Raw genomic sequence first — 22,209 nt, 5'->3', positions numbered from 1 at the left:
GAACCCGCCGGGCCGGCGAACGCCCGAGGGCGGCAGAGCCGAGAACCTCAGCCCCACCGCCCTCGAAGCAGCCCCGTCGAGGGCCTACGCGTCGCCGCCCGCGGCCCCCGGATCGGCCGCCGCGACGTCGAGGAGCTGGTACCGGTCGATCGCCTGCTTCAGCACCGACCGGTCGACCTTCCCCTCCTTCGCCAGCTCGGCCAGCACCGCCACCACGATCGACTGCGCGTCGATGTGGAAGAACCGCCGCGCCGCACCGCGCGTGTCGGCGAAGCCGAAGCCGTCCGCACCCAGCGACTGGTACGTCCCCGGCACCCACCGTGCGATCTGGTCCGGAACCGACCGCATCCAGTCGGACACGGCCACGAACGGCCCCTCCGCACCGTTCAGCTTCCGCGTCACGTACGGCACCCGCTGCTCCTCCTCGGGGTGCAGCAGGTTGTGCTCCTCGCAGGCCACGGCCTCGCGCCGCAGCTCGTTCCAGGAGGTCGCCGACCAGACGCCGGCCTTCACGTCCCACTCCTCGGCGAGGATCTGCTGCGCCTCGACCGCCCACGGCACCGCGACACCCGAGGCCATGATCTGGGCCGGGATCGAGCCCGACGTGCCCTCGCTGAGCCGGTATACGCCCTTGAGGATGCCCTCGACGTCGACGTTCTCCGGTTCGGCCGGGTGCTGGATCGGCTCGTTGTAGACGGTGAGGTAGTAGAAGACGTCCTCGCCGTGCGGGTGCTCCTCGTCGCCGCCGTACATCCGGCGCAGACCGTCCTTGACGATGTGCGCGATCTCGTACGAGTACGCCGGGTCGTACGCCACACAGCCCGGGTTCGTCGAGGCGAGCAGCTGCGAGTGGCCGTCCGCGTGCTGAAGACCCTCACCGGTCAGCGTCGTACGCCCAGCGGTCGCGCCCAGGACGAAACCGCGCGCCAGCTGGTCGGCCATCTGCCAGAACTGGTCGCCGGTGCGCTGGAAACCGAACATCGAGTAGAAGACGTACACCGGGATGAGCGGCTCGCCGTGCGTGGCGTACGCCGAACCCGCCGCGACCAGTGACGCCGTGCAGCCGGCCTCGGAGATGCCGTCGTGCAGCATCTGCCCGGTCGGCGACTCCTTGTACGCGAGGAGCAGGTCCCGGTCCACGGCCTCGTACTGCTGCCCCAGCGGGTTGTAGATCTTCGCGCTCGGGAAGAAGGAGTCCATACCGAAGGTGCGGTACTCGTCCGGCGCGATCAGCACGAACCGCTTGCCGATCTCCTTGTCCCGCATGAGGTCCTTGAGAAGCCGGACAAAGGCCATGGTCGTCGCGATGGACTGGTGGCCCGAGCCCTTCTTCACGGTCGCGTACGTCTTGTCGTCCGGCAGCGCCAGCGGCTTCGACCGCACGACCCGCGTCGGGACGTATCCGCCGAGCCCCTTGCGGCGGTCGTGCATGTACTGGATCTCCTCCGAGTCCCGGCCCGGGTGGTAGTACGGCGGCAGGCCGGACTCCAGGTCCTTGTCGGCGATCGGTAGGTGGAGGCGGTCCCGGAAGCGCTTGAGGTCGTCGACCGTCAGCTTCTTCATCTGGTGCGTGGCGTTGCGGCCCTCGAAGTTCGGGCCCAGCGTCCAGCCCTTGATCGTCTTGGCCAGGATGACCGTCGGCTGCCCCTTGTGCGCCTTGGCCGCCGAGAACGCCGCGTAGATCTTGCGGTGGTCGTGGCCGCCGCGGCCCAGCATCAGGATCTGGTGGTCGGTCATGCCCTCGACCATCGCGCGCAGCCGGTGGTCGTCGCCGAAGAAGCGGTCGCGGATGTAGGCGCCGGTCTCGGTCGCGTACGTCTGGAACTGGCCGTCCGGCGTGGTGTTCATCTTGTTGACCAGCACACCGTCGCGGTCCTGCGCGAGCAGCGGGTCCCAGGTGCGGTCCCAGATCAGCTTGATCACGTTCCAGCCGGCGCCGCGGAAGACCGACTCCAGCTCCTGGATGATCTTGCCGTTGCCGCGCACCGGGCCGTCGAGGCGCTGCAGGTTGCAGTTGACGACGAAGGTGAGGTTGTCCAGGCCCTCACGGGCGGCGATGGACAGCTGGCCGAGTGACTCCGGCTCGTCCATCTCGCCGTCGCCGAGGAAGGCCCACACATGCGAGTTGGAGGTGTCCGCGATCCCGCGCGCGTGCATGTAGTGGTTCATCCGCGCCTGGTAGATCGCGCCGATCGGGCCGAGGCCCATGGAGACCGTCGGAAACTCCCAGAAGCCCGGCATCGAGCGCGGGTGCGGATAGCTGGACAGCCCGTACGGCGCCTTGGACTTCTCCTGCCGGAACCCGTCCAGGTGCCGCTCGCTGAGGCGGTCGAGCAGGTACGCGCGCGCGTAGATGCCCGGGGAGGCATGCCCCTGGAAGAAGACCTGGTCGCCGCCGTCGCCCTCGTCCTTGCCGCGGAAGAAGTGGTTGAAGCCGACGTCGTAGAGGGAGGCGGAGGACGCGAACGTCGCGATGTGGCCGCCGACTCCGATGCCGGGCCGCTGGGCCCGGGAGACCATGACGGCCGCGTTCCAGCGGGTCGCGTTGAGGATCTTGCGCTCGATCTCCTCGTTGCCCGGGAAGAACGGCTCGTCCTTGGTGGCGATGGTGTTGACGTAGTCCGTGCTGCGCATCTCGGGCACGGCCACGCGCTTCTCGCGGGCCCGCTCGATCAGCCGCAGCATCAGATAGCGGGCCCGCTCACGGCCGCGCTCGTCGATGGCGGCGTCGAGGGAGTCGAGCCACTCCTGGGTCTCCTCGGGGTCGAAGTCAGGAACCTGACTCGGAAGGCCGCCAATGATGATCGGATTGCGATCGGATCCGGAAGCCACGCTGTTCCTTACCTGTCAGAGGGGCTGTCTGAGGCCGGTTTTCGTCTGTGTACCTGCACCGATCCCCATCGTGTACCTCGGGACCGCAAACGTCATCTCTACCGAGAGGTAATCGAGACGTTCGTCTGCTCTCGGCGCAAAGCCATGCGAATTTCGTACCCACAGACGGTTCCCAAACGCACAAAGGGGGCAGATAGGTGTGGTGTGTGTCACCCTTGATCGCAGCGCCATGCCTGGAGTTGCGGCGACACGGCCGGGATCGTCACCGTTTAGGCGGCCCGAACCGCCGGGTACTTGCGCGATCCGCCCCGCCCGTGTGGACTACGGCCAATGCTTCGCGCACGCGCGTGGCTGAGATATTCATCAAGACATGATCAGGAGGCAACCCGTGAGCGCGACCGCGGACCACGCGGAGGAGCGGACGAACCCTGCCGCCAGGCTGGGGTTCCAGCCCGGGCAGGTGGTCCAGGAGATCGGCTACGACGACGACGTCGACCAGGAGCTCCGCGAGGCCATCGAGGAAGCCATCGAGGGCGATCTGGTGGACGAGGACTACGAGGACGTGGCCGACGCCGTCGTGCTGTGGTTCCGTGACGACGACGGCGACCTGACGGATGCGCTGGTGGATGCCACCACGTACATCGAGGAAGGCGGCGCGATCCTGCTCCTCACGCCGAAGACCGGCCGTACGGGATACGTGGAGCCGAGCGACATCTCGGAAGCCGCGACCACGGCGGGACTGACGGCGTCCAAGAGCGTCAGCGTCGGCAAGGACTGGAGCGGCAGCCGCCTGGCGACGCCCAAGGCCGCGAAGTCCAAGCGGTGACTGTTCGTTGAACGTCAGGACGGGCTGAACGGCCTCGTCCTCGAACGCCGGACGGGCTGGTCGGTCAGCCCGTCCGGCGCTTCTTCGGTGATCTCTGCGTAGGGTGGGTCCACCCGAACAGCCCCACCGAAGGGATGCACGATGGCCATCCAGGTCGGCGACAAGGCGCCCGACTTCGAGCTGAAGGACAACCACGGCCGGGACGTGAGGCTCTCGGACTTCCGCGGTGAGAAGAACGTGGTCCTGCTCTTCTACCCCTTCGCCTTCACCGGCGTGTGCACCGGCGAGCTGTGCGAGGTCCGGGACAACCTCCCGAAGTTCGAGGACCGCGACACCCAGGTGCTCGCCGTCTCCAACGACTCCATCCACACCCTGCGCGTCTTCGCCGAGCAGGAGGGCCTGGAGTACCCCCTGCTGTCGGACTTCTGGCCGCACGGCGCCACCTCGCGCGCGTACGGCGTGTTCGACGAGGACAAGGGCTGCGCGGTGCGCGGCACCTTCGTCATCGACAAGGACGGCGTCGTCCGCTGGACCGTCCGCAACGGGCTCCCGGACGCCCGTGATCTGAACGAGTACGTCAAGGCGCTCGACACCCTGTGATTCTTCGGTTCAAGGCCCTACGAGGGCCGGGAACCCGTCACTAGGATCGACTCGTTTGATCCGATAGCAACGCACGACGGGGCTTCCCGCCCCCGGACACCAATGGAGGGACTCGTGGGAGTCAGCCTCAGCAAGGGCGGCAACGTATCGCTGACCAAGGAGGCCCCGGGCCTGACCGCGGTCATCGTCGGTCTGGGGTGGGACGTGCGCACCACGACCGGCACGGACTTCGACCTCGACGCGAGCGCGCTGCTGCTGAACAACTCGGGCAAGGTCAGCAGTGACCAGCACTTCATCTTCTTCAACAACCTGAAGAGCCCGGACGGCTCGGTGGAGCACACCGGCGACAACCTCACCGGTGAGGGCGAGGGCGACGACGAGCAGATCAAGGTCAACCTCGCCGCCGTCCCGGCCGAGATCGAGAAGATCACCTTCCCGGTCTCGATCTACGACGCCGAGAACCGCCAGCAGTCCTTCGGCCAGGTCCGCAACGCGTTCATCCGCGTCGTGAACCAGGCCGGCGGTGCGGAGATCGCGCGGTACGACCTCAGTGAGGACGCCTCGACCGAGACCGCCATGGTCTTCGGCGAGCTGTACCGCCACGGCGCGGAGTGGAAGTTTCGCGCCATCGGCCAGGGTTACGCCTCCGGCCTGCGCGGCATCGCGCAGGACTTCGGCGTGAACGTCTGAGCCACGCCCCCGCCGCAAGGTCCTGTCCGGCGCCGCGCGTTTGCGTGCGGCGCCGGACGCGCAGGACAACCACATCAGGCAGCAGCACCCAGGGGAGGACCAGCATCATGGGCGTCACGCTCGCCAAGGGGGGCAACGTCTCCCTGTCCAAGGCCGCGCCGAACCTCACACAGGTGATGGTCGGGCTCGGCTGGGACGCGCGTTCCACCACCGGAGCCCCGTTCGACCTCGACGCCAGCGCCCTGGTGTGCAGCAGCGGACGGGTGCTGGGCGACGAGTGGTTCATCTTCTACAACCAGCTCAAGAGCCCGGACGGCTCGGTGGAGCACACCGGCGACAACCTCACCGGTGAGGGCGACGGCGACGACGAGTCGGTCCTCATCGACCTCTCCAAGGTGCCCGCCCAGTGCGACAAGATCGTCTTCCCGGTCTCGATCCACATGGCCGACGAGCGCGGCCAGACCTTCGGCCAGGTCAGCAACGCCTTCATCCGGGTGGTCAACCAGGCCGACGGCCAGGAGCTCGCCCGCTACGACCTCAGTGAGGACGCCTCCACGGAGACCGCCATGATCTTTGGCGAGGTCTACCGCTACCAGGGAGAATGGAAGTTCCGTGCGGTAGGACAGGGGTACGCGTCGGGGCTGCGGGGCATCGCTCTAGACTTTGGGGTCAACGTTTCGTAAAGCCGGGTACGGCGCGGGGGAGACCCGTATACCCGTACACAAGGGATTGGGTAGCCAGTGGTTCTGAAAACCTTCGGCTGGTCGTTCGCGGTCACCGCGCTCGGTCTAGTCGCAGCGGTCTTCTACGGGGGGTGGACCGCCTTCGGCATCGTGGCGATCCTCTCCATCCTCGAGATCTCGCTGTCCTTCGACAACGCAGTGGTCAACGCCGGAATCCTGAAGAAGATGAACGCCTTCTGGCAGCGCATCTTCCTCACCATCGGCATCCTGATCGCCGTCTTCGGTATGCGGCTGATCTTCCCCGTCGTCATCGTCGCCATCAGTGCACAGCTCGGTCCGATCGAGGCCGTCGACCTCGCGCTGACCGACAAGGATCGTTACCAGGAGCTCGTCACCGACGCCCACCCGGCGATCGCGGCCTTCGGTGGCATGTTCCTGCTGATGATCTTCCTGGACTTCATCTTCGAGGACCGGGAGATCAAGTGGCTGGGCTGGCTGGAGCGGCCGCTGGCCAAGCTCGGCAAGGTCGACATGCTGTCGGTCTGCATCGCGCTGATCGTCCTGCTGATCACCTCGATGACCTTCGCGACCCACGCCCATCTGCACGCCGGGCCCGCGGACAAGGCGGAGACCGTCCTGCTCTCCGGCGTCGCCGGCCTCATCACGTACATGATCGTCGGCGGTCTCTCCGGCTTCTTCGAGGACAAGCTCGAGGAAGAGGAGGAGCGCGAGCACGAGATGGAGGAAGAGGCCAAGCGCACCGGCAAGCCCAAGTCCGCCGTCCTGCTGGCCGGCAAGGCCGCGTTCTTCATGTTCCTCTACCTCGAGGTCCTGGACGCGTCCTTCTCCTTCGACGGTGTGATCGGCGCGTTCGCCATCACCAACGACATCGTGCTGATGGCCCTCGGCCTCGGTATCGGTGCCATGTACGTCCGGTCGCTGACCGTCTACCTGGTCCGCCAGGGCACCCTCGACGAGTACGTCTACCTGGAGCACGGCGCCCACTACGCCATCGGTGCGCTCGCGGTCATCCTGCTGGTCACCATCCAGTACGAGATCTCCGAGATCATCACCGGCCTGGTCGGTGTCGTGCTGATCGCCGCCTCCTTCTGGTCCTCCGTGCGCCGCAACCGCGCGCTGGCAGCGGCCGAGGGAGAAGCGGGCTCGGACGAGAAGACTGAGGTCTCGTCCGGGGTGTGACACCCCTCCGGGTGAGGAACGCTCTGTGCGGGGCGGTCATTGAGGACGGCTGGATGTCCTCGGCGGCCGCCCCGCCGGTCTGTCAGGCGCAGGTGTGGGGCAAGCGAATATGGGGGCGGAAATGGGCTTGTTGGACGGGCTCTGGCGCGGACGCGCGGCCGAGTTCGACTCGGGCAACGCGGCCACCAACGCGATCGAACTGACCAAACGGCACAGCCAGGTGTCCCTCACCAAGCAGGGGGCGGCGAACGGGCATCTGCGGATCAACCTGGCGTGGCGGATGCGCAGCTCCGACATAGGCGGGCCGCAGCGGGAGAGTCTGCTGCGGCACCCGTTCAAGGCGCTCAAGCCGCCGGAGGTCGTGGGCCACAGCCAGAGCATGGTCAACGTCGACCTCGACCTGGGGTGTCTGTACGAGCTCCAGGACGGCACCAGGGGCGTGGTCCAGCCCCTCGGCGGCTACTTCGGTGACGTCAACGCACCGCCCTACGTCAAGCTCAGCGGCGACGACCGCTTCGGCTCGGCGTCGGGCGAGACGATCTACGTCAACCTGGACCACCGCGAGGCGATCAAACGCCTCCTGGTCTTCGTCTACATCTACGACCAGACCCCCGCGTTCGACCGCACCCACGCCATCGTGACCCTCTACCCCAGCAACGGCCCCCGCATCGAGATCGGCCTCGACGAACGCCACCCCCAGGCCCGCTCCTGCGCCGTGGTGATGATCGAGAACGTCAAGAACGAGGTGTGGGTCCGACGCGAGGTGAAGTTCGTGTACGGCTTCCAGGCGGAGCTGGACCGGCTGTACGGATGGGGGCTGCAGTGGGGGCGGGGGCACAAGACGAAGTCGCAGCGCTGAGCGCGTGCCGGAGTTCCGGCGGAGCGCTCAGCGCCCGATGAACTGCGGCCCCTGCGGCGGCAGCCGGAAGTCGGGGTCCGGTGCGGCGGCCGGCACCGGTGGCGGATATCCGTATCCGGACTGCGCGGTCGCCGGAGCGGGCTGCGGATACCCGTACGCAGGCTGGCTGGTCGGCTGCGGATATCCGTACGCCGGCTGACTCGCCGCTGCCGCGGGCTGCTGCGGCGGATACCCGTACGCAGGCTGTGCGGTCTGCGCGGGTGCGGCCGTCGTCGGCTGCTCCGGGGGCAGGGGACGCGACACCTCGGGTGCCGACCGGGGCGCCGCAGCGGACGTGGTGTCGGCGGCCGGGGCAGGCTCCTGAGCGGCTTCCGACTCGTCCACCGAGATCCCGAAGTCCGTCGCCAGCCCCTTGAGGCCGTTGGAATACCCCTCGCCGAGTGCCCGGAACTTCCACCCCTCGCCCCGCCGGTACAGCTCACCGCAGATCAGTGCGGTCTCCTCACCGGTCTCCGGCTTGACGTCGAAGTAGGCCAGCGGCTCACCGTCGGGCGCAGCCGCGTCGTACAGCAGAATGCGCAGTGACTGTACGCAGTCGAACGCGACGCCGTCCGCCGAAGCGACCAGCAGAATCCGGCTGACGTCGGACTCGACACCGGACAGGTCTGTCTGGATCGTGTCGGTCAGGGCTTCGGTGACCCGTTTCTTGCCGAGCCGCCAGACCTTCCCGGAGGGGTGCCGGGGCTGGTTGTAGAAGACGAAGTCCTCGTCGGAGCGCACACGACCGTCGGGGCCGAGGAGCAGCGCCGAGGCGTCGACATCCGGGACCCCCTGCCCGGGCATCCAGCGCAGCACGGCGCGCACCGTCGTGGCTTCGAGCGGGACGTTCGACCCCTTCAGCATCGCGTGCGTCATGCGGTCATCCTGCCCTCTCCGTCCTGGTCACGACAACGCGGGGTCGGGGTTCCGGGGCCGCCCCGCAGTGCCGCCGACATGGCCCTGCTTGCCCTGCGTTACCTGAAATTCATGCCCAGCGGGAACCCCTGACATGGCCTTCTACGTACTATTACCGGCCACCTTTACTCGGCACATCGGCCGCTCAGTCACCACGGGGGAGCTTTATGCGTCATTTCGGGCACATCGCCCCTGAGGTGCGGCAGCGCCTCTTCCATCAGGAGCCGTGCGACTTCACCGCCGGCTCCCCGGCCCGGCTGCTCTCCGCGGCTCTGGGCGCCACGCTGTACAGTCCGGCGACCCGCCCTCGGCTCGCCGACGACATCGTCAAGCAGACCGGACGCGGCGTGGTCTCGATGGTGCTGTGCCTGGAGGACTCGATCGACGACGCGGACGTCGGCGCGGGCGAGGAGAACCTCGTCCGCCAGTTCACCGAGCTCGCCCGCCGCGCCGACGACACCGATCTGCCCCTGCTGTTCATCCGCGTCCGCACCCCCGGGCAGATCCCCGACCTGGTCCGCCGCCTCGGCCCCGCCGTCCGGCTGCTGTCCGGATTCGTACTGCCGAAGTTCACGGAGGAACGCGGCATCCCCTTCCTGGAGGCCGTGGCCACCGCAGAGGCGGCGAGCGGGCAGCGGCTTTACGCCATGCCGGTGCTGGAGTCGCCCGAGCTGCTGTACCGCGAGTCGCGGGTCGAGACCCTGGAGGGCATCTTCCGGGCCGTCGACAAGTACCGCGACCGTGTACTCGCGCTGCGCCTCGGTGTGACGGACTTCTGCTCCTCGTACGGGCTGCGCAGGCCCTCCGACATGACCGCCTACGACGTCCAGATCGTCGCCTCCGTGATCGCCGACGTGGTGAACATGCTGGGGCGGGCCGACGGCACCGGATTCACGGTGACCGGGCCGGTGTGGGAGTACTTCCGGGTGCAGGAACGTATGTTCAAGCCCCAGCTGCGGCGCAGCCCCTTCCTGGAGGGACAGGCCGAGGAACTGCGCGAGGCGCTGATCGAGCACGCCATGGACGGGCTGCTGCGGGAGATTACGCTGGATCAGGCCAACGGTCTGCTCGGCAAGACCTGCATCCATCCCTCGCACGTGCTGCCGGTACACGCTCTGTCGGTGGTCAGTCACGAGGAGTTCAGCGACGCCCAGGACATCCTGCGGCCGGAGCGGCTGGGCGGTGGCGTGCTGAGGTCGGCGTACACGAACAAGATGAACGAGGTGAAGCCGCACCGCGCCTGGGCCGAGCGGACGCTGCTGCGCGCCGAGGTGTTCGGCGTGGCCAACGAGGACATCGGCTTCGTGGAGCTGCTGGCTGCGGGAATCCCCGGCTGATGCCGCCGGGCACCACCGGAACGCCTGAAAACCCCGAAATAGCTGAAAAAACCGCCGGGAATAGCTGAAACCACCAAGAACCGCCGAAACCACTGAAGCCGCCGAACACAAGGTGCCGAACACCGGTGAACACAAGGAACGCATGGACAAGGCAGTGAACAACGGGGACAACCGAGCCGACGGGAACGGGACCTGGTCCGGGACCTGGGTCGCCGAGCGGCTCGGAGTCGAACTCGTCGGCGACGACACGCTGGCCGACCTGCTGGGGCTCGCCCTGCGACGCAACCCCAAGCGGGCGCACCTGCTCGTGTCGAACGTGCTCGGCAAGCACGTACCGCAGTCCCCGTCGGTCGTCTACGGCTCCGGGTTCGCCCTCGGGCGGAGGGTCCGGGAGCTGCTGGGGGACGCCGGGGCGAGCGCCGCGGTCGTCGTCGGGTACGCGGAGACGGCCACCGGGCTCGGCCACGCGGTCGCCGACGGCCTCGGTTTCGCCCCGTACCTGCACTCCACCCGGCGCCCCGTGCCCGGCGTCGCGCAGGCCGGCGGCTTCGAGGAGTCCCACTCGCACGCCACCTCCCATCTGCTGCTCCCCGAGGACCCGGAACTGCTCGCCGGAGACGGGCCACTGGTCCTGGTCGACGACGAGTTCTCCACCGGCAACACCGTCCTCAACACCCTGCGCGCCCTGCACGAGCGCTACCCCCGCGGCCGGTACGTCGTCGTCGCCCTGGTCGACATGCGCTCGCCCACCGACCAGGACCGCCTCGCGGAGTTCGCGGACGACATAGGCGCCCGCGTGGACCTCGTCGCAACGGCCCAGGGGGCCGTACGCCTGCCGGACGGCGTACTGGAGAAGGGCCAGGCCCTGGTCGCCGCACACGAACAGACGGGGCCGGTGGGTGCCCGTGGCTCCGCGGGCGCCGTCACCCGGGTCGAGCTGCGCTGGCCCGCCGGGGTGCCCGACGGTGGCCGGCACGGCTTCACCGCCGCCCACCGCAGGCGCCTGGAGGCCGCTCTGCCCGCCATGGGCGCCCGCCTCGCGGAGGCCCTGCCGCCGGGCGCCCGGCGCGTGCTGGTCCTCGGCTGCGAGGAGCTGATGTACGCGCCGCTGCGCCTCGCCCGCGAGCTGGAACACCTCGTCCCGTCCGCCGACATACGGTTCTCCACCACGACCCGCTCGCCCGTCCTCGCCGTCGACGACCCCGGCTACGCCATACGCACCCGCCTGGTCTTCCCGGCGCACGACAACCCGGCCGACGGCCCCGGCGAGCGCTACGCCTACAACGTCGCGGGCGGCGGTTTCGACGCCGTCGTCGCCGTCGTCGACTCGACCGCCGACACCCCCGCACTGCACGCACCCGACGGGCTCCTCACCCAGCTTGCCGCCCACACCCCGCACGTTCTGCTCGCGGTCGTACCGTCGTACGTTCCCGAGGCCGCGCATGCCTCCGAAAGGCCCGCCATGCTGCCCGAGCCCCTTCGCGGCCCCGCCTTCTCCTCGTACTCGCCCGAAGAGGTCGGCTGGCTGCTGCAGGACCTGTCGGACGTCACGCTGGAAGCACCCACCGAGGAGCGCGAGGAGGCCATCCAGAGGGGCGGCGCGCACTACGCGGAGTCCCTGCCGGTGGAGTACCAGCCCAGCGAGCAGTACCAGCAGCTCTTCCACGCCGCCCTGGAGACCTCCGCGGCGCGCATCGCCCACGCCGTCGGAGTGGTCACCGAGACCGTCCTCGCCGAAAGGTCGCCGCGCCCGGTCCTGGTCTCGCTGGCCCGCGCGGGCACACCCGTCGGCATCCTGATGCGCCGCTGGGCGCAGCACCGGCACGGTCTCGACCTGGCCCACTACGCCGTGTCCATCGTGCGTGGCCGCGGCATCGACGCCAACGCGCTGCGCTGGCTGGCCGCCCGGCACGACCCGCGCGACGTCGTCTTCGTCGACGGCTGGACGGGCAAGGGCGCCATCACCCGCGAGCTGGCCGCGGCACTGCGCGAGTTCGAGGAAGCGGAAGGCGTCACCGGCTTCGACCCGGAGATCGCCGTGCTCGCCGACCCCGGCTCCTGTGTCCGGACCTACGGCACCCGCGAGGACTACCTCATCCCGTCCGCCTGCCTCAACTCCACGGTGTCCGGCCTGATATCGCGCACCGTGCTGCGAGCCGACCTGGTCGGCCCGAACGACTTCCACGGCGCCAAGTTCTACCGCGAACTCGCCGGCGCCGACGTCTCCACGGCCTTCCTCGACGCCGTCTCCGCCTGCTTCGACGAGGCCGCGGACGCGGTCGACGCCGCCGTCAAGGAACTGCTGGCCGCCGACCGCACCCCGACCTGGGAAGGCTGGGCGGCCGTCGAGCGCATCAGCGAGGAGTACGGCATCCACGACGTCAACCTCGTCAAGCCCGGCGTCGGCGAGACCACGCGGGTCCTGCTGCGCCGCGTGCCGTGGAAGATCCTGGCCCGCGCCGGCGCCGGCCCCGACCTGGACCACGTCCGGCTGCTCGCCGAGCAGCGCGGGGTACCGGTCGAGGAGGTCGCCGAGCTCCCCTACACCTGCGTGGGGCTGATCCATCCCAAGTACACGCGCGGCGCGACGGGCGCCGACGGAAAGGCGGTGGCTGTCTGATGCCGGTGCTGGTGGCGAGCGACCTCGACCGTACGCTCATCTACTCCGCAGCGGCCCTGTCGCTGACGATGCCGGACGCGCGGGCGCCACGGCTGCTGTGCGTCGAGGTGCATGAGAGCAAGCCGCTCTCGTACATGACCGAGACGTCGGCGGCACTGCTCGCGGACCTCGCCGACTCCGCGGTCTTCGTGCCGACCACGACCCGCACCCGCAAGCAGTACCACCGCATCAACCTCCCCGGCCCCACGCCGAAGTACGCGATCTGCGCGAACGGCGGGCACCTCCTGGTGGACGGGGTGTCGGACCCCGACTGGTACGCGCGCGTGACGGCCCGCCTGGCCGACGAGTGCGCGTCGCTGGCCGAGGTGCAGGAACATCTGCTGAGGGCCGCGGACCCGGTCTGGGTGCGCAAGCACCGGGTCGCCGACGACCTCTTCGCCTACCTCGTCGTCGAGCGCGAGCTGCTCCCCGAGGACTGGGTGAAGGAACTCGCGGTGTGGGCGGAGAACCGCGGCTGGACGGTCTCCCTGCAGGGCCGCAAGATCTACGCCGTGCCGAAGCCGCTCACCAAGAGCGCGGCCATGCGGGAGATAGCCCTCCGCACCGGCGCCGACCTCACGCTCGCCGCGGGCGACTCCCTTCTCGACGCCGACCTGCTGCTCGCGGTGGACAAGGGCTGGCGTCCGGGGCACGGCGAGCTGGCCGACAGCGGGTGGAGCGCGCCCGACATCACCTCTCTGCCCGAGCGCGGGGTACTGGCCGGGGAGCGCATCCTGCGCGAGTTCCTGCGGGCGTCCCGGGAGCGGCCGTAGGCGGTGACGGCCGCGTCCGGGCACGGCAGTAGGCGGGGTAGCGGCCGCGTCCGGGCACGGCCGTAGGGGTTGGCGGTCGCGCCCCGGCCACGCCGTCAGCCGCAGCAGCCTCCGCCACAGCACCCGCCCCCGCCGCCGGCTCGCGGAGCCGGCGCAGGGGCGGCGGCCGAGCCGCCCACCGCCACGGTCGACAGCAGCTTCACCGTGTCGTCGTGGCCCGTCGGGCAGGTGGCCGGGGCGGAGGACTCGGCCATGGGGCGGCTCAGTTCGAAGGTGTCGCCGCAGGTCCGGCAGCGGTACTCGTAGCGAGGCATACGCACAGGTTAACGGGCGCTCTCCGGCGGCCGCCGGGATTCGTCGCGCGCCACGGCCGCCGCCCGCGACCGTTCCCGTGGCTCCTGCTCGACCAGGTCGGGATGGCGGGCCCGCCAGTACGGGTTGTCGTGCGGCAGTGCCGAGCCGACCCTCCCGTACATCCCGAAGAACATCAGCACCACACCGAACACGAAGCTGAACAGCACGTTCTGGATGCGGAAGGCGAGGAAGTTGTAGTCCGTGTCCAGCAGCCCCAGGTTCAGAAAGCCGCTGAGGATGAAGGCGACGCCGACGATCATGTTGAGCGTCGAGGCGAAGTTCCCGCCGATCACCATGCCGACGAAGAGCAGCAGCCCGACGCAGATCGACAGGACGCTGAGCGCACCGTTGGTGTTCAGGCCCGCGACCTGGTCGCCGCGGGTGTCGAAGAAGCCGACCTTGCCGATCAGGCCGAGGATGCCGAAGGCGATCAGCACCAGACCCATCAGGCCCGCGCCGACGCGGTAGACCTGGTTCAGGCGGTGGTCGACGGGAAGATGATCGTCGAACCGGATCCGCTGCCGTGTTCCCCCGTGCTCTGCGTGTGTGGCCATGTCCGCCTCCCTTGGGCGTGAGCGGAGGCCATACTTCCCTTTCCCTTCAATATCTGCCCGCTCTGCCCCGCCGGGCAACACGTCCGGACCGCATCCGGGCGCCACAGCAGGTCAGCGACCAGCCCGCGGCTCAGTGACCGGTGGTGCCCCCGCGTTCCTCCCGGATCTGCGCGACCACCCTGGCCACCGTCTGCCGCACCGCCTCCGTCTCGGTCAGGAAGTGCCAGTAGTCCGGGTGGCGGCCGTCCAGCGTGGCGATCGCCCGTTCCAGCCGGCCGACGGAGTCGTCCAGCGGGCGGGCGTGACGCGGGTCCGGGGTGTGGCGTCCGGCCATGGCCAACCGCTGTGCGTCCCGGATCGCGAACCGGGTCCGGTCGATCTCCTGCTGGGGGTCCTTCTGCACGGCGTTCAGCCGCTGCAGCCGGTCACCGGCGGCCGAGACGGCCTCGTCGGTGGAGTTCAGCAGTGCCCGTGCCGTCGACAGCAGGGCCGTCGCGTCCGGCCAGCGCTGGGCGTCGCGCGCGGCCTGCGCCTCGGTCAGCTTCAGCTCGGCCTGCCGTACGGTCTCGGCGGCCTGCCCGGGCACGTGCTGGAGGTCCTGCCAGCAGGCGAGGGTGAACCGCCGCCGCAGTTCGCTCAGCACCGGCTCCACCTGACCGGCCCGGGTGGTGAGGGCCTGTGCGCGGGTGCGCAGGGAGACCAGCCGGTGGTCGATCTCGGCGGCCCGCTCCGGCAGCCGTTCGGCCTCCGCGCGGATCGCCTCGGCCTCCCGGGCGACGCGCTCGGCCCGCTCGAGCGTCTGGGGTACGCCGTGCTGTCCGGCGCCCTGGTTCAGCTTGGTCAGCTCCGGGGCGAGGGCGGCGAGGCGGGCGGCGAGATCGTCCGCCCGCAGCCCTGATCCTCGTACCGTGTCAAGGGCGTTGGAGGCGGCGAGCAGTGACTGCCGGGCGCGTTCGACGGCGGGCGCCAGCCGGGCGAGCTGGGTCTCGGCCTTGCCGAGCAGCGGACCGAGCCCGTCCGCGAACCGGTCCAGGTCCTGCTTGACCCGGCCGAGCTCGTCCTTGGCCCGGGTCAGTTCGGTGCGGGCACGGCCGGCGGCCGAGGCCTCCAGGTCGTCGCGGTCGAGGTCGTGGGCGTCGACGGCTTCGATGTAGCGGTGGCTGGCCTCGTCGATGCGGTGGCCGAGGGCCTCGAAGTCGGCGGCGGCGCGGCGGGCGGCGGGGGAGTCGTCGACGGCTGCGATCGTCTCGATGGAGATCCGCAGATCACGCTGGGCGGTGTCGAGCTCGTAGAAGGCGGCCGCGGCGGCGTCCTTGGCGGCCTGTGCCTCGGCACGCTGACTCTCGGCACGCCCGCCGAACCACCGCCGGGTGCCGCCACCGGCGAACGCGGCCGGCAGCGCGAGGGCGGCGACCAGGGGCAGGCTCATGAGGGTGAGGGCGTCACGGACCGCGGCGGACACCTGCACAGGGCGGTGCGCGCGCGGCATCGACGGCGATTCCGGCTGAGGTGGTGTCGCCGTCACATCCCTCTCCCGTGTTGTCATCCGCCCTGCCCGGTGTCATTCTCCCACCGGTTAAGGACGAACACACGGGCCTGTTAGTTCGCAGTCCGGACCGTGATTTTGCCGTCGCCGGTGCGGGCGGACACCACATGACCGCTGGAGTCGTCGCGGGGCACGGACACATCGACCGCGCCGTCGCCGGTCTCGGTGCTCACGCGGTACGTGGCCCGGGGCAGCGAGACGGTGACGGAGCCGTCGCCGCTGCTGGACTCCACCAGGTCCGGTACGATGCCCAGTTCGAGCCGGACCGAGCCGTCGCCGGTGTGGGTGCGGACCTCGCGGGAGCTGACGTCGGCGCGGACGGAGCCGTCGGCGGTGCGCAGCTCCACCGGTCCGCTGGCGTCGCTGACGTGGACGGAGCCGTCGCCACTGCGCACCTTCAGCGCCGCGGTCGTCTTCTCGACCCGGACCGAGCCGTCGCCCGTACGGATGTTCAGGGCGTCCTCGAAGCCCCGGGCCCGTACGCTGCCGTCCCCGTTCTCGACCTTGACGTCGACGCCGCGCGGCACCTCGATGCGGTGCCTGGCCGAGCAGTCGGCGATGAACCCGGAGCACTCGAGCCGCAGCACCAGCCGGTCGTCCTCCATGGACCAGGTCACCTTGGGATCGCTGCCCGCAACGACCGAGCCCTCGAACCACCGGGTGACCTCGATACGGCCCGCCGGGTTGTCGTCCGCGGCGACGATCTCCAGGGCGGAGTCGTCGGAGTCGACGGTGAGGGTGGACCCCTGCAGCGAGAAGGACCGCTGCTCGGGATCCTTGTCCTCCCCGGCGGACGCCCCGCAGCCGGTGACCCCCGCAACGACGACCACAACGGCACCGGCGACAGCGGCCGCACGAGCGGAAACGGAAACGACACGGGCCATGAGGATCTCCCCCTGAGACGGACTGCGAGGTGCCCCGGTCCCGGCCTGTGGGCGCCGGGAAGGCGACTCCTCGACCGTAGGCACCGGGCCTGCACGGGGGGATCCGGACCACTCCCGAATCCGGGGTGGGGTTATCCCCCTGCCCGGGACGCCCAGACGGGGGCCGCCTGCCCCGCGATACGGTTTGCAGGACAGTGCCCCGGGCAAGGTAGGCTGTCGAATCGTCCTGGGCGCGTAGCTCAGCGGTAGAGCGCCGCCCTTACAAGGCGGATGTCGGCGGTTCGAAACCGTCCGCGCCCACCAGGCCAAAGACCCCCAGCCGATCATGGCTGGGGGTCTTTGACATCCGGATCTGACATCAGCGGCGGACCTACTCGCGCTGTAGGCGCCTCGTGAGCAGCCGGTCCATGTGGCTGACAGCCTCGCGCTGGGTGTCCTGCACCACGTGGGCGTAGACGTTCATCGTGACGGCGATCTGGCTGTGCCCAAGGATTTCCATCACGACGCGGGGTGCCACGCCGGCCGCGGTGAGCAGCGTCGCGCAGCCGTGCCGGGCGTCATGCAGCCGGATGACCCGTAGGCCCGCGCCCTTGGCGACCCGAGTGAACGAGCGATAGACGTTGCGCGGCTCGATCGGCCGCCCCGTCCGCGTGGTGAACACGTGGCCGCTCTCCTCCCAGCGATCACCAGCACGCTCACGCATCGCGGTCTGCCGCATGCGCTGGTACCTCAGAGGTGCCACACAGATGGCCGGCAGCGGCAGCACCTGCCTACGGCGTCGCCCCTTGGGATCGTCCTCGTACGCCTCCCCTCCGACCCGTTGCCGCTGCTTCCGGATCCTGATCTCGCGCTTGTCGAGGTCGACGTCCTGCCATCGGAGTCCAATGACCTCCCCACGACGGAGACCGAGCGCGATGGAGAGCACGAAAGCGGGGTAGAGCGGATCAGTCCGAGCGGCGGTGAGGAAGGCGAGCGTCTCGTCCAGGCTCCAGGGATCGAGACTGCGGGACTCGACCCGAGGCGCGTCGACGAGGGTGACGACGTTCCTGGCGATCAGCTCCTCGCGGCACGCTGCCGACAGGGCTGTACGCAAGACCTTGTGGGTCTCCTTCGCCGTAGCCGCAGTGGTCTGCTGCTCCAGTCGGGCGAGGAAGCGTCGGACATCAGCGACGCTCAATGACTCCAGCTTCTTCGTACCGAGCATGGGCACCAGGTAGAGCCGGACATGAAACTCGTACTTGGCGTACGTGGACCGCTTCCGCCGAGGCTTGATCACGTTCTCCAGCCAGTACGGAAGCCACTCGGCGAGCTTGGCCGACCGGGTGGGAACGGGCACGCCCTGGTCGACCTTGGCGAGCAGCTCGCGGCGCTTGGTGTCGCACTCGGCCCAGGTCTTGCCGTAGGCGAACTTGCGGGCCCGGGTACCGTCCGGTTGGAGGACGTAGACGGCGCACTGATAGCGGCCGTCCTTGCGCTTGGTGATGGTGCCTGCTCCGTTGGGGTTGCGCTTGCGCTTGCCGGCCATCAGGCAGCCTCCTCGATCTGGCCGAGGATGAAGTCGCGTACGGCGTCGGCGGGGATGCGGCGGGCGCCGTCAATCTTGATCGAGATCAGGCGGTGCGAGCGGATCAGGTCGTAGACCTTGGAGCGTCCGAGCTTGAGCCGCGCCATGACCTCGGGCACGGTCAGCAGCTCTGCGGTGGCGGTGGTCATGCTGCGGCTCCTTCCTGGTCGAATCGGTCACGTAGGGCTTCGCGGGCGGTTTCGCGGTTGAGCTGGAGGTCGCGGGCGATGGTGGCGGCGAGGGCGGATTCGCCGGGGGTGTGGCCGTGTCCGGCGTACTGCCAGTCGGCGAGGACCAGGACGGTGTCCGGCTCGACGTCCTCCAGGCCGAGGGCGGCGCGTTCCTGGGCGGCGCGGTAGTCGGCGCGTGCCTGGCGGAGGGCGCCGAGGGTGGTGGAGTAGCGGCGGGACTTGGTGGAGAAGTGGCCGCGGAAGCCGAGCATGTGAGCCCAGGCCCACAGCCGGCGGTCGGGGTAGAGCGGGTCGAGCTGCTTGCAGGCTTCGATGAGGCGGCGGGTGTGGTCGGGGACCTGGTGGCGGTCGAGTTCGGCGAGTTCGCCAATGCGGCGGTCGAGGGTGCCGGTGTTCTCGGCGGCCTTGGTGGCGTACTTGGCGACGTAGGAGGCCACCTTTTGCTCAGTGAGGTCGGAGCCGTCGCCGAAAGCTTTCACGGGACGGATGTCGAGCTCACGGCCCCAGCGGAGCGAACGGGCGGGTTGGTCGCCGGCCGGCGGAACGTGGACGCCGGTGTAGGTGTGCCGGACGGCGGCGCGGATGGCGTCGGTGAGCAGGTCGACGCTCGCCCACGTGGGTGGTGCCGAGTCAGGTCCGTCGGGTCCGTCGAGACGGATCACGGCGTGGAAGTGGATCGCGCCGCGTTTCTGGAATTCGGCGACCTTGCCGTAGGAGACCCGGCAGGCCTCGGAGAGTTCGCGCTGGGTGAGGCCGGCACGAGCGGCGATCTCGCGGCGCAGCCGGTTGGTGAAGCGCTGCCACAGGTCGCCGGCGTGGTTGTTGAACAACACGGCGCCCGCGTAGTCGTACGCGTCCGGGTCGAGGGCGGTACCCAGGGCGGGATCGTCCTCGGAGTGGTGACGGCCGCAGCGGCAGCGTCCGCGGTCGGGCCGGTTGTGGACCGGGCCGAAGGAGGGCGCGGTGAGCGTGGCGAAGACGCGGGGGTGATCCCGGACGGCGGCGGGGATGTCGCGGCGGTCGTCCCCGGCGAGGCCGGCGCGGATGAGGTGGTAGGTGTCGCCCGCATACGTCCAGGCGCAGGACGGGCAGCGGGAGGCGCGGCGGTTGCCGCAGGCGATGCGCAGCCGTCCGCCGGGTTCCCCGTGGGTGGTGTAGCGGTGCAGGGTCTCGCCGGTGGTGGTGTCGACGCGGGCCGTCCAGCCGCGGAGGTGGATGGGGTCGGCGCAGCCGCCGGTGCGGTGGATCTGGTGCTGCCAGCGGTCGAAGTCGGGGGCGGAGGCCACCCGCAGCAGGTCGCGGAGGGTGAGGGGATCGAGGCCGGTCATTGTGGTGGCGTCGGTCATGCGAACACCTCCTGGCGGGCGGTCAGGAAGGCGGTGCCGATCCACTTCGTGTAGGCGGGTGGGATCGCCTCGGTCAGCTCTTCGTGGACGTCGGTCCAGGTGATGCCCATGGCGGCTTGCATCTCGGGGATGGTGGCCTTGCCGCCGCCCTTGCCGTAGGCGGCGACGTAGGGGCCGTCACGACGGACGCCGTGGCGGTGCCCGCGGACGTAGCCGCGGTGGCGGGGGTGGGCCGGCTGTGCCGTGGCCCAGCGGCCGAGTTCGAAGTTGCGGTGGCGCAGCACGCCGAGGCGGAACATCTCGCCGCACAGGGCGAGGTCCTTGCGGATCCTCGCTTTGCCGTTGGGCTGTTCGATCACGTAGGGCAGGCCGGCCCGATCGAGCAGGGCGCGGGTGGGGGCCACCAGGTCTTCGTGGGTGCCGCCCCAGCCCTGGGACTGGTTGGTGCCCACGGTGAGGGCGCAGCCGGCCTGGCAGGGCGGGGAGGCGTGCACGAGGGTGTACCGCTCGATGGCCCCGGTGGCGATCAGGTGGGCGAGGTATTCGAGGGCGTCGCCACGGTGGTAGGCGAAGGGGTAGCGGGGGCGGTCGGCGATGTCGCAGCCGTCGACCGCGTAGCCGGCGAGGTGGTAGCCCCAGCCGGCCCCGCCGGAGCAGGAGAACAGGTCGAGCACACGCGGTCCGAGGTCAGGCATGGGCCGCCTCCCTGACCAGGTCGAGCAGGCCGGGGGTGGGCGTCCACAGGCCGCGGGCGCCGGGCCAGGGCACGGGACGGGCCAGCCGGCGGACGTCGGTCAGGTGCCAGTGCCACTGCCCGGGGGCGGACCACAGGGTGCACACGCCGTCGTCGGCGTGGCAGTCGTCCAGGCGGGCCCAGCCCAGGGCGGCTCCGGCCGGCTGCGGGCGGTGGAGGAAGGGGCGGGCCATCACCGCGTACTTGGCGGCGGGGTCGATGGTGACGCCGGCGTGGATGAGCAGCCAGCCGCGGTAGTCGGTGGCCCAGCGGCGGTTTTCGATCCGCTTGGTGCCGTAGGCGATGGCGGAGGCCCAGGGCTGCCACAGGGTCAGGGCCCGCACCTCAACAGGGTCGCGGTGGGTCATTCGGCCACCTCCGGTGTGTCGGCGGCCATGGCGTCCAGGGCGCCGGCGGCTTCGATCGCTGCGGCTGCCAGGTTGCGGAGGGCCTCGGAGGTGCCGGGAGAGGCGATCAGGGCGATCTCGATGAACTCGCCCTCGATGCGGAGGCTGACGAAGGGGTTGGCGCGGTCGGCGAAGGGGGTGACGCGGCAGCGGGTGTCCTGCTCGAGGTGGGCCGAGGTGGTCAGGCTCTTCACGCCGCCACCTCCACATCCGCGGCATTCAGGCGGGGGCGGAGGGGCACGGTGCCGGTGCCGTGGCAGGCGCCGCAGTCGACGCGGAGGAGGACGCGGGAGCCGTCGCGGTGGCGGGTGCCGGCGGGTACGGCGGCGGTGGCGAAGCCGTCGCAGTTGGGGCAGATTCGCGCGTGCGTGATCGTGGCCGGGTTGAGGCCGGGCATGATGGAGATTCCTTCCGGTTCTTCTGGATCGGACAGGGACGGCGCCCGGGCGGCGGAGACTTGGCGGTTTCAGGGCCGCCCGGGGGCCGGTCAGCGTCGCTTCGTGTCGGAGGCGACCAGGGAGCGCAGGACAACGGCGCACACGGCGACCGATGCGCCGGTGACGGCGACCGCGAGGAGCATCGAGACCAGCACGGCGCCGACGACCAGGACCACGAGCGTGCCGCCGCCGACGAGGGCAAGCCCGGTGCCCGGGGTGAGCTGGATGGTGGGCCGGGCCGGCGCCGGGGCCATCGGGGCGGGCGGCGGAGCCTGAGTGGCCGGGACGACGGCGGTCGGCTCGACGACGGCGGGCGGTGCGGCATGGCCCGTGGGTGTGGGCATGGTCGGGATCTTCGGGCGGAGCATCGGTGAACTCCCTTCTATGGAGGGTTACTTGGCGAACGGGTCGATGGCCGGGGCGAGCAGGCTGTTGGCGAGGAGGTAGCCGCCGATCAGCAGGACGACCACGAGCCACAGCGGCGGACGGACGAGCTTGACGCCGACCACGGCCAAGCAGGCGATGAAGAACCACAGCGGCACGGACACGGCGTTAGCTCCTTCGGTCCTCGTACTTGCTCTTGATCCGGCAGCGGTGGCCCTTGGCCGCCACGCACACGGCGCCGTAGCTGGTGTATTCGGACGACCAGCCGCACTGATCGGCGGTGCAGGAAGCGACGTAACCCTTCTCGCCGGACTTGGTCAGCGCCCGGCCGATCTCGACGGGGCCGTAGCGCACGAGGCGTTCGAAGAGGAAGAACCGGTGTCCCATCGGTCAATG

The 22,209-nt window shown here is 70.0% G+C and carries 25 protein-coding genes and 1 tRNA gene; 10 read left to right on the top strand and 16 right to left on the bottom strand.

The window, feature by feature from the left end:
• Window positions 1-84: 84 nt before the first annotated feature.
• Window positions 85-2,832 (bottom strand): pyruvate dehydrogenase (acetyl-transferring), homodimeric type, encoded by a 2,748-nt coding sequence (aceE, locus tag ACFV7R_RS13265; protein ID WP_385263174.1) that lies wholly within the window; start codon window positions 2,830-2,832, stop codon window positions 85-87.
• Between the two features lie 388 nt (window positions 2,833-3,220).
• Here aceE and ACFV7R_RS13260 point away from each other — a divergent pair, with 388 nt between their 5' ends.
• From ACFV7R_RS13260 to ACFV7R_RS13235, 6 genes are all read left to right on the top strand, one after another.
• Window positions 3,221-3,658, top strand: coding sequence for a DUF3052 domain-containing protein (locus ACFV7R_RS13260; protein WP_165396382.1), 438 nt, complete (start codon window positions 3,221-3,223; stop codon window positions 3,656-3,658).
• Between the two features lie 141 nt (window positions 3,659-3,799).
• Complete coding sequence (locus tag ACFV7R_RS13255) at window positions 3,800-4,258, top strand: peroxiredoxin (RefSeq protein WP_385263172.1); 459 nt, start codon at window positions 3,800-3,802, stop codon at window positions 4,256-4,258.
• Window positions 4,259-4,372: 114 nt separating this feature from the next.
• Window positions 4,373-4,948, top strand: coding sequence for a calcium homeostasis/redox stress adaptation protein (locus ACFV7R_RS13250; RefSeq protein WP_129800861.1), 576 nt, complete (start codon window positions 4,373-4,375; stop codon window positions 4,946-4,948).
• A 107-nt stretch (window positions 4,949-5,055) separates the two neighbouring features.
• Window positions 5,056-5,631, top strand: coding sequence for a TerD family protein (locus tag ACFV7R_RS13245; RefSeq protein WP_385263170.1), 576 nt, complete (start codon window positions 5,056-5,058; stop codon window positions 5,629-5,631).
• A gap of 57 nt (window positions 5,632-5,688) precedes the next feature.
• A complete protein-coding gene (locus ACFV7R_RS13240) occupies window positions 5,689-6,831 on the top strand; it encodes a DUF475 domain-containing protein (protein ID WP_385263168.1) in 1,143 nt (380 codons plus the stop codon).
• 121 nt (window positions 6,832-6,952) lie between these two features.
• Window positions 6,953-7,690: a Tellurium resistance gene (locus ACFV7R_RS13235; protein ID WP_385263167.1), complete on the top strand. Its 738-nt coding sequence runs from the start codon at window positions 6,953-6,955 to the stop codon at window positions 7,688-7,690.
• 27 nt (window positions 7,691-7,717) lie between these two features.
• On the opposite strand, the gene ACFV7R_RS13230 is transcribed toward ACFV7R_RS13235, so the two are convergent.
• Window positions 7,718-8,605 carry a TerD family protein gene (locus ACFV7R_RS13230; protein WP_385263165.1) on the bottom strand — a complete coding sequence of 296 codons (888 nt, stop codon included), beginning with the start codon at window positions 8,603-8,605 and terminating at the stop codon, window positions 7,718-7,720.
• A 206-nt stretch (window positions 8,606-8,811) separates the two neighbouring features.
• Between ACFV7R_RS13230 and ACFV7R_RS13225 the strand changes: the two genes are divergently transcribed.
• The 3 genes from ACFV7R_RS13225 to ACFV7R_RS13215 all read left to right on the top strand — a co-directional run bounded on the left by ACFV7R_RS13225 (window position 8,812) and on the right by ACFV7R_RS13215 (window position 13,413).
• Window positions 8,812-9,981 (top strand): HpcH/HpaI aldolase/citrate lyase family protein, encoded by a 1,170-nt coding sequence (locus ACFV7R_RS13225; RefSeq protein ID WP_385263164.1) that lies wholly within the window; start codon window positions 8,812-8,814, stop codon window positions 9,979-9,981.
• Between the two features lie 142 nt (window positions 9,982-10,123).
• Complete coding sequence (locus ACFV7R_RS13220) at window positions 10,124-12,601, top strand: phosphoribosyltransferase (RefSeq protein ID WP_385263163.1); 2,478 nt, start codon at window positions 10,124-10,126, stop codon at window positions 12,599-12,601.
• Window positions 12,601-13,413 (top strand): HAD family hydrolase, encoded by an 813-nt coding sequence (locus ACFV7R_RS13215; RefSeq protein WP_385263162.1) that lies wholly within the window; start codon window positions 12,601-12,603, stop codon window positions 13,411-13,413. The genes ACFV7R_RS13220 and ACFV7R_RS13215 overlap by 1 nt, the downstream gene beginning before the upstream one ends.
• Window positions 13,414-13,508: 95 nt before the next feature.
• On the opposite strand, the gene ACFV7R_RS13210 is transcribed toward ACFV7R_RS13215, so the two are convergent.
• The 4 genes from ACFV7R_RS13210 to ACFV7R_RS13195 form a co-directional block, all read right to left on the bottom strand.
• Entirely contained in the window at window positions 13,509-13,727 is a 219-nt protein-coding gene (locus ACFV7R_RS13210; protein ID WP_385263160.1) for a zinc ribbon domain-containing protein, read from the bottom strand.
• A 9-nt stretch (window positions 13,728-13,736) separates the two neighbouring features.
• On the bottom strand, window positions 13,737-14,321 hold the full coding sequence (locus tag ACFV7R_RS13205) for a DUF4383 domain-containing protein (protein ID WP_385263158.1): 585 nt from the start codon (window positions 14,319-14,321) through the stop codon (window positions 13,737-13,739).
• A 130-nt stretch (window positions 14,322-14,451) separates the two neighbouring features.
• Window positions 14,452-15,846: a hypothetical protein gene (locus tag ACFV7R_RS13200; RefSeq protein ID WP_385263157.1), complete on the bottom strand. Its 1,395-nt coding sequence runs from the start codon at window positions 15,844-15,846 to the stop codon at window positions 14,452-14,454.
• A 74-nt stretch (window positions 15,847-15,920) separates the two neighbouring features.
• The gene (locus ACFV7R_RS13195) at window positions 15,921-16,751 is read right to left on the bottom strand and encodes a DUF4097 family beta strand repeat-containing protein (protein ID WP_385263155.1); all 831 of its coding nucleotides are present in this window, start codon (window positions 16,749-16,751) and stop codon (window positions 15,921-15,923) included.
• A gap of 228 nt (window positions 16,752-16,979) precedes the next feature.
• On the opposite strand from ACFV7R_RS13195, the gene ACFV7R_RS13190 reads away from it, so the two are divergent.
• Window positions 16,980-17,054, top strand: a tRNA-Val gene (locus ACFV7R_RS13190).
• A 67-nt stretch (window positions 17,055-17,121) separates the two neighbouring features.
• Here ACFV7R_RS13190 and ACFV7R_RS13185 read toward each other — a convergent pair.
• From ACFV7R_RS13185 to ACFV7R_RS13140, 10 genes are all read right to left on the bottom strand, one after another.
• Complete coding sequence (locus ACFV7R_RS13185; protein ID WP_385263153.1) at window positions 17,122-18,276, bottom strand: tyrosine-type recombinase/integrase; 1,155 nt, start codon at window positions 18,274-18,276, stop codon at window positions 17,122-17,124.
• Window positions 18,276-18,464 (bottom strand): helix-turn-helix domain-containing protein, encoded by a 189-nt coding sequence (locus tag ACFV7R_RS13180; RefSeq protein ID WP_359490991.1) that lies wholly within the window; start codon window positions 18,462-18,464, stop codon window positions 18,276-18,278. The genes ACFV7R_RS13185 and ACFV7R_RS13180 overlap by 1 nt, the downstream gene beginning before the upstream one ends.
• Window positions 18,461-19,852: a replication initiator protein RepSA gene (gene repSA / locus ACFV7R_RS13175; RefSeq protein WP_385263152.1), complete on the bottom strand. Its 1,392-nt coding sequence runs from the start codon at window positions 19,850-19,852 to the stop codon at window positions 18,461-18,463. Before repSA ends, ACFV7R_RS13180 begins: the two co-directional genes overlap by 4 nt.
• Window positions 19,849-20,547, bottom strand: coding sequence for a DNA methylase (locus ACFV7R_RS13170; protein ID WP_385263151.1), 699 nt, complete (start codon window positions 20,545-20,547; stop codon window positions 19,849-19,851). The genes repSA and ACFV7R_RS13170 overlap by 4 nt, the downstream gene beginning before the upstream one ends.
• Complete coding sequence (locus ACFV7R_RS13165; protein ID WP_385263150.1) at window positions 20,540-20,953, bottom strand: ASCH domain-containing protein; 414 nt, start codon at window positions 20,951-20,953, stop codon at window positions 20,540-20,542. Before ACFV7R_RS13165 ends, ACFV7R_RS13170 begins: the two co-directional genes overlap by 8 nt.
• Complete coding sequence (locus ACFV7R_RS13160; protein WP_385263149.1) at window positions 20,950-21,186, bottom strand: hypothetical protein; 237 nt, start codon at window positions 21,184-21,186, stop codon at window positions 20,950-20,952. The genes ACFV7R_RS13165 and ACFV7R_RS13160 overlap by 4 nt, the downstream gene beginning before the upstream one ends.
• The gene (locus ACFV7R_RS13155) at window positions 21,183-21,389 is read right to left on the bottom strand and encodes a hypothetical protein (RefSeq protein WP_385263147.1); all 207 of its coding nucleotides are present in this window, start codon (window positions 21,387-21,389) and stop codon (window positions 21,183-21,185) included. The genes ACFV7R_RS13160 and ACFV7R_RS13155 overlap by 4 nt, the downstream gene beginning before the upstream one ends.
• Before the next feature lie 90 nt (window positions 21,390-21,479).
• Entirely contained in the window at window positions 21,480-21,797 is a 318-nt protein-coding gene (locus tag ACFV7R_RS13150; RefSeq protein WP_385263146.1) for a SpdD-like protein, read from the bottom strand.
• A 24-nt stretch (window positions 21,798-21,821) separates the two neighbouring features.
• Window positions 21,822-21,977, bottom strand: a complete 156-nt coding sequence (locus tag ACFV7R_RS13145) for a hypothetical protein (RefSeq protein WP_385263144.1) — start codon at window positions 21,975-21,977, stop codon at window positions 21,822-21,824.
• A 4-nt stretch (window positions 21,978-21,981) separates the two neighbouring features.
• Complete coding sequence (locus ACFV7R_RS13140; protein WP_385263143.1) at window positions 21,982-22,200, bottom strand: mobile element transfer protein; 219 nt, start codon at window positions 22,198-22,200, stop codon at window positions 21,982-21,984.
• Between the last annotated feature and the right edge of the window lie 9 nt (window positions 22,201-22,209).

The sequence above is a fragment of the Streptomyces sp. NPDC059866 genome, assembly GCF_042731325.1.
Taxonomy (GTDB): Bacteria; Actinomycetota; Actinomycetes; order Streptomycetales; family Streptomycetaceae; genus Streptomyces; species Streptomyces flavusporus.
Note: the sequence above shows the minus strand (reverse complement) of the source record. Positions and strands in the feature narration are given on the sequence as shown.

Bases quoted from the DNA above. Each gene is read 5' to 3' on its own strand.
- ACFV7R_RS13210 (WP_385263160.1), bottom strand. From the start codon at position 13,727: ATGCCTCGCTACGAGTACCGCTGCCGGACCTGCGGCGACACCTTCGAA.
- ACFV7R_RS13180 (WP_359490991.1), bottom strand. From the start codon at position 18,464: ATGACCACCGCCACCGCAGAGCTGCTGACCGTGCCCGAGGTCATGGCG.
- ACFV7R_RS13150 (WP_385263146.1), bottom strand. From the start codon at position 21,797: ATGCTCCGCCCGAAGATCCCGACCATGCCCACACCCACGGGCCATGCC.
- ACFV7R_RS13195 (WP_385263155.1), bottom strand. From the start codon at position 16,751: ATGGCCCGTGTCGTTTCCGTTTCCGCTCGTGCGGCCGCTGTCGCCGGT.
- ACFV7R_RS13255 (WP_385263172.1), top strand. From the start codon at position 3,800: ATGGCCATCCAGGTCGGCGACAAGGCGCCCGACTTCGAGCTGAAGGAC.
- ACFV7R_RS13235 (WP_385263167.1), top strand. From the start codon at position 6,953: ATGGGCTTGTTGGACGGGCTCTGGCGCGGACGCGCGGCCGAGTTCGAC.
- ACFV7R_RS13230 (WP_385263165.1), bottom strand. From the start codon at position 8,605: ATGACGCACGCGATGCTGAAGGGGTCGAACGTCCCGCTCGAAGCCACG.
- ACFV7R_RS13205 (WP_385263158.1), bottom strand. From the start codon at position 14,321: ATGGCCACACACGCAGAGCACGGGGGAACACGGCAGCGGATCCGGTTC.
- ACFV7R_RS13215 (WP_385263162.1), top strand. From the start codon at position 12,601: ATGCCGGTGCTGGTGGCGAGCGACCTCGACCGTACGCTCATCTACTCC.
- ACFV7R_RS13165 (WP_385263150.1), bottom strand. From the start codon at position 20,953: ATGACCCACCGCGACCCTGTTGAGGTGCGGGCCCTGACCCTGTGGCAG.
- ACFV7R_RS13225 (WP_385263164.1), top strand. From the start codon at position 8,812: ATGCGTCATTTCGGGCACATCGCCCCTGAGGTGCGGCAGCGCCTCTTC.
- ACFV7R_RS13220 (WP_385263163.1), top strand. From the start codon at position 10,124: ATGGACAAGGCAGTGAACAACGGGGACAACCGAGCCGACGGGAACGGG.
- ACFV7R_RS13140 (WP_385263143.1), bottom strand. From the start codon at position 22,200: ATGGGACACCGGTTCTTCCTCTTCGAACGCCTCGTGCGCTACGGCCCC.
- repSA (WP_385263152.1), bottom strand. From the start codon at position 19,852: ATGACCGACGCCACCACAATGACCGGCCTCGATCCCCTCACCCTCCGC.
- ACFV7R_RS13185 (WP_385263153.1), bottom strand. From the start codon at position 18,276: ATGGCCGGCAAGCGCAAGCGCAACCCCAACGGAGCAGGCACCATCACC.
- ACFV7R_RS13170 (WP_385263151.1), bottom strand. From the start codon at position 20,547: ATGCCTGACCTCGGACCGCGTGTGCTCGACCTGTTCTCCTGCTCCGGC.
- ACFV7R_RS13245 (WP_385263170.1), top strand. From the start codon at position 5,056: ATGGGCGTCACGCTCGCCAAGGGGGGCAACGTCTCCCTGTCCAAGGCC.
- ACFV7R_RS13155 (WP_385263147.1), bottom strand. From the start codon at position 21,389: ATGCCCGGCCTCAACCCGGCCACGATCACGCACGCGCGAATCTGCCCC.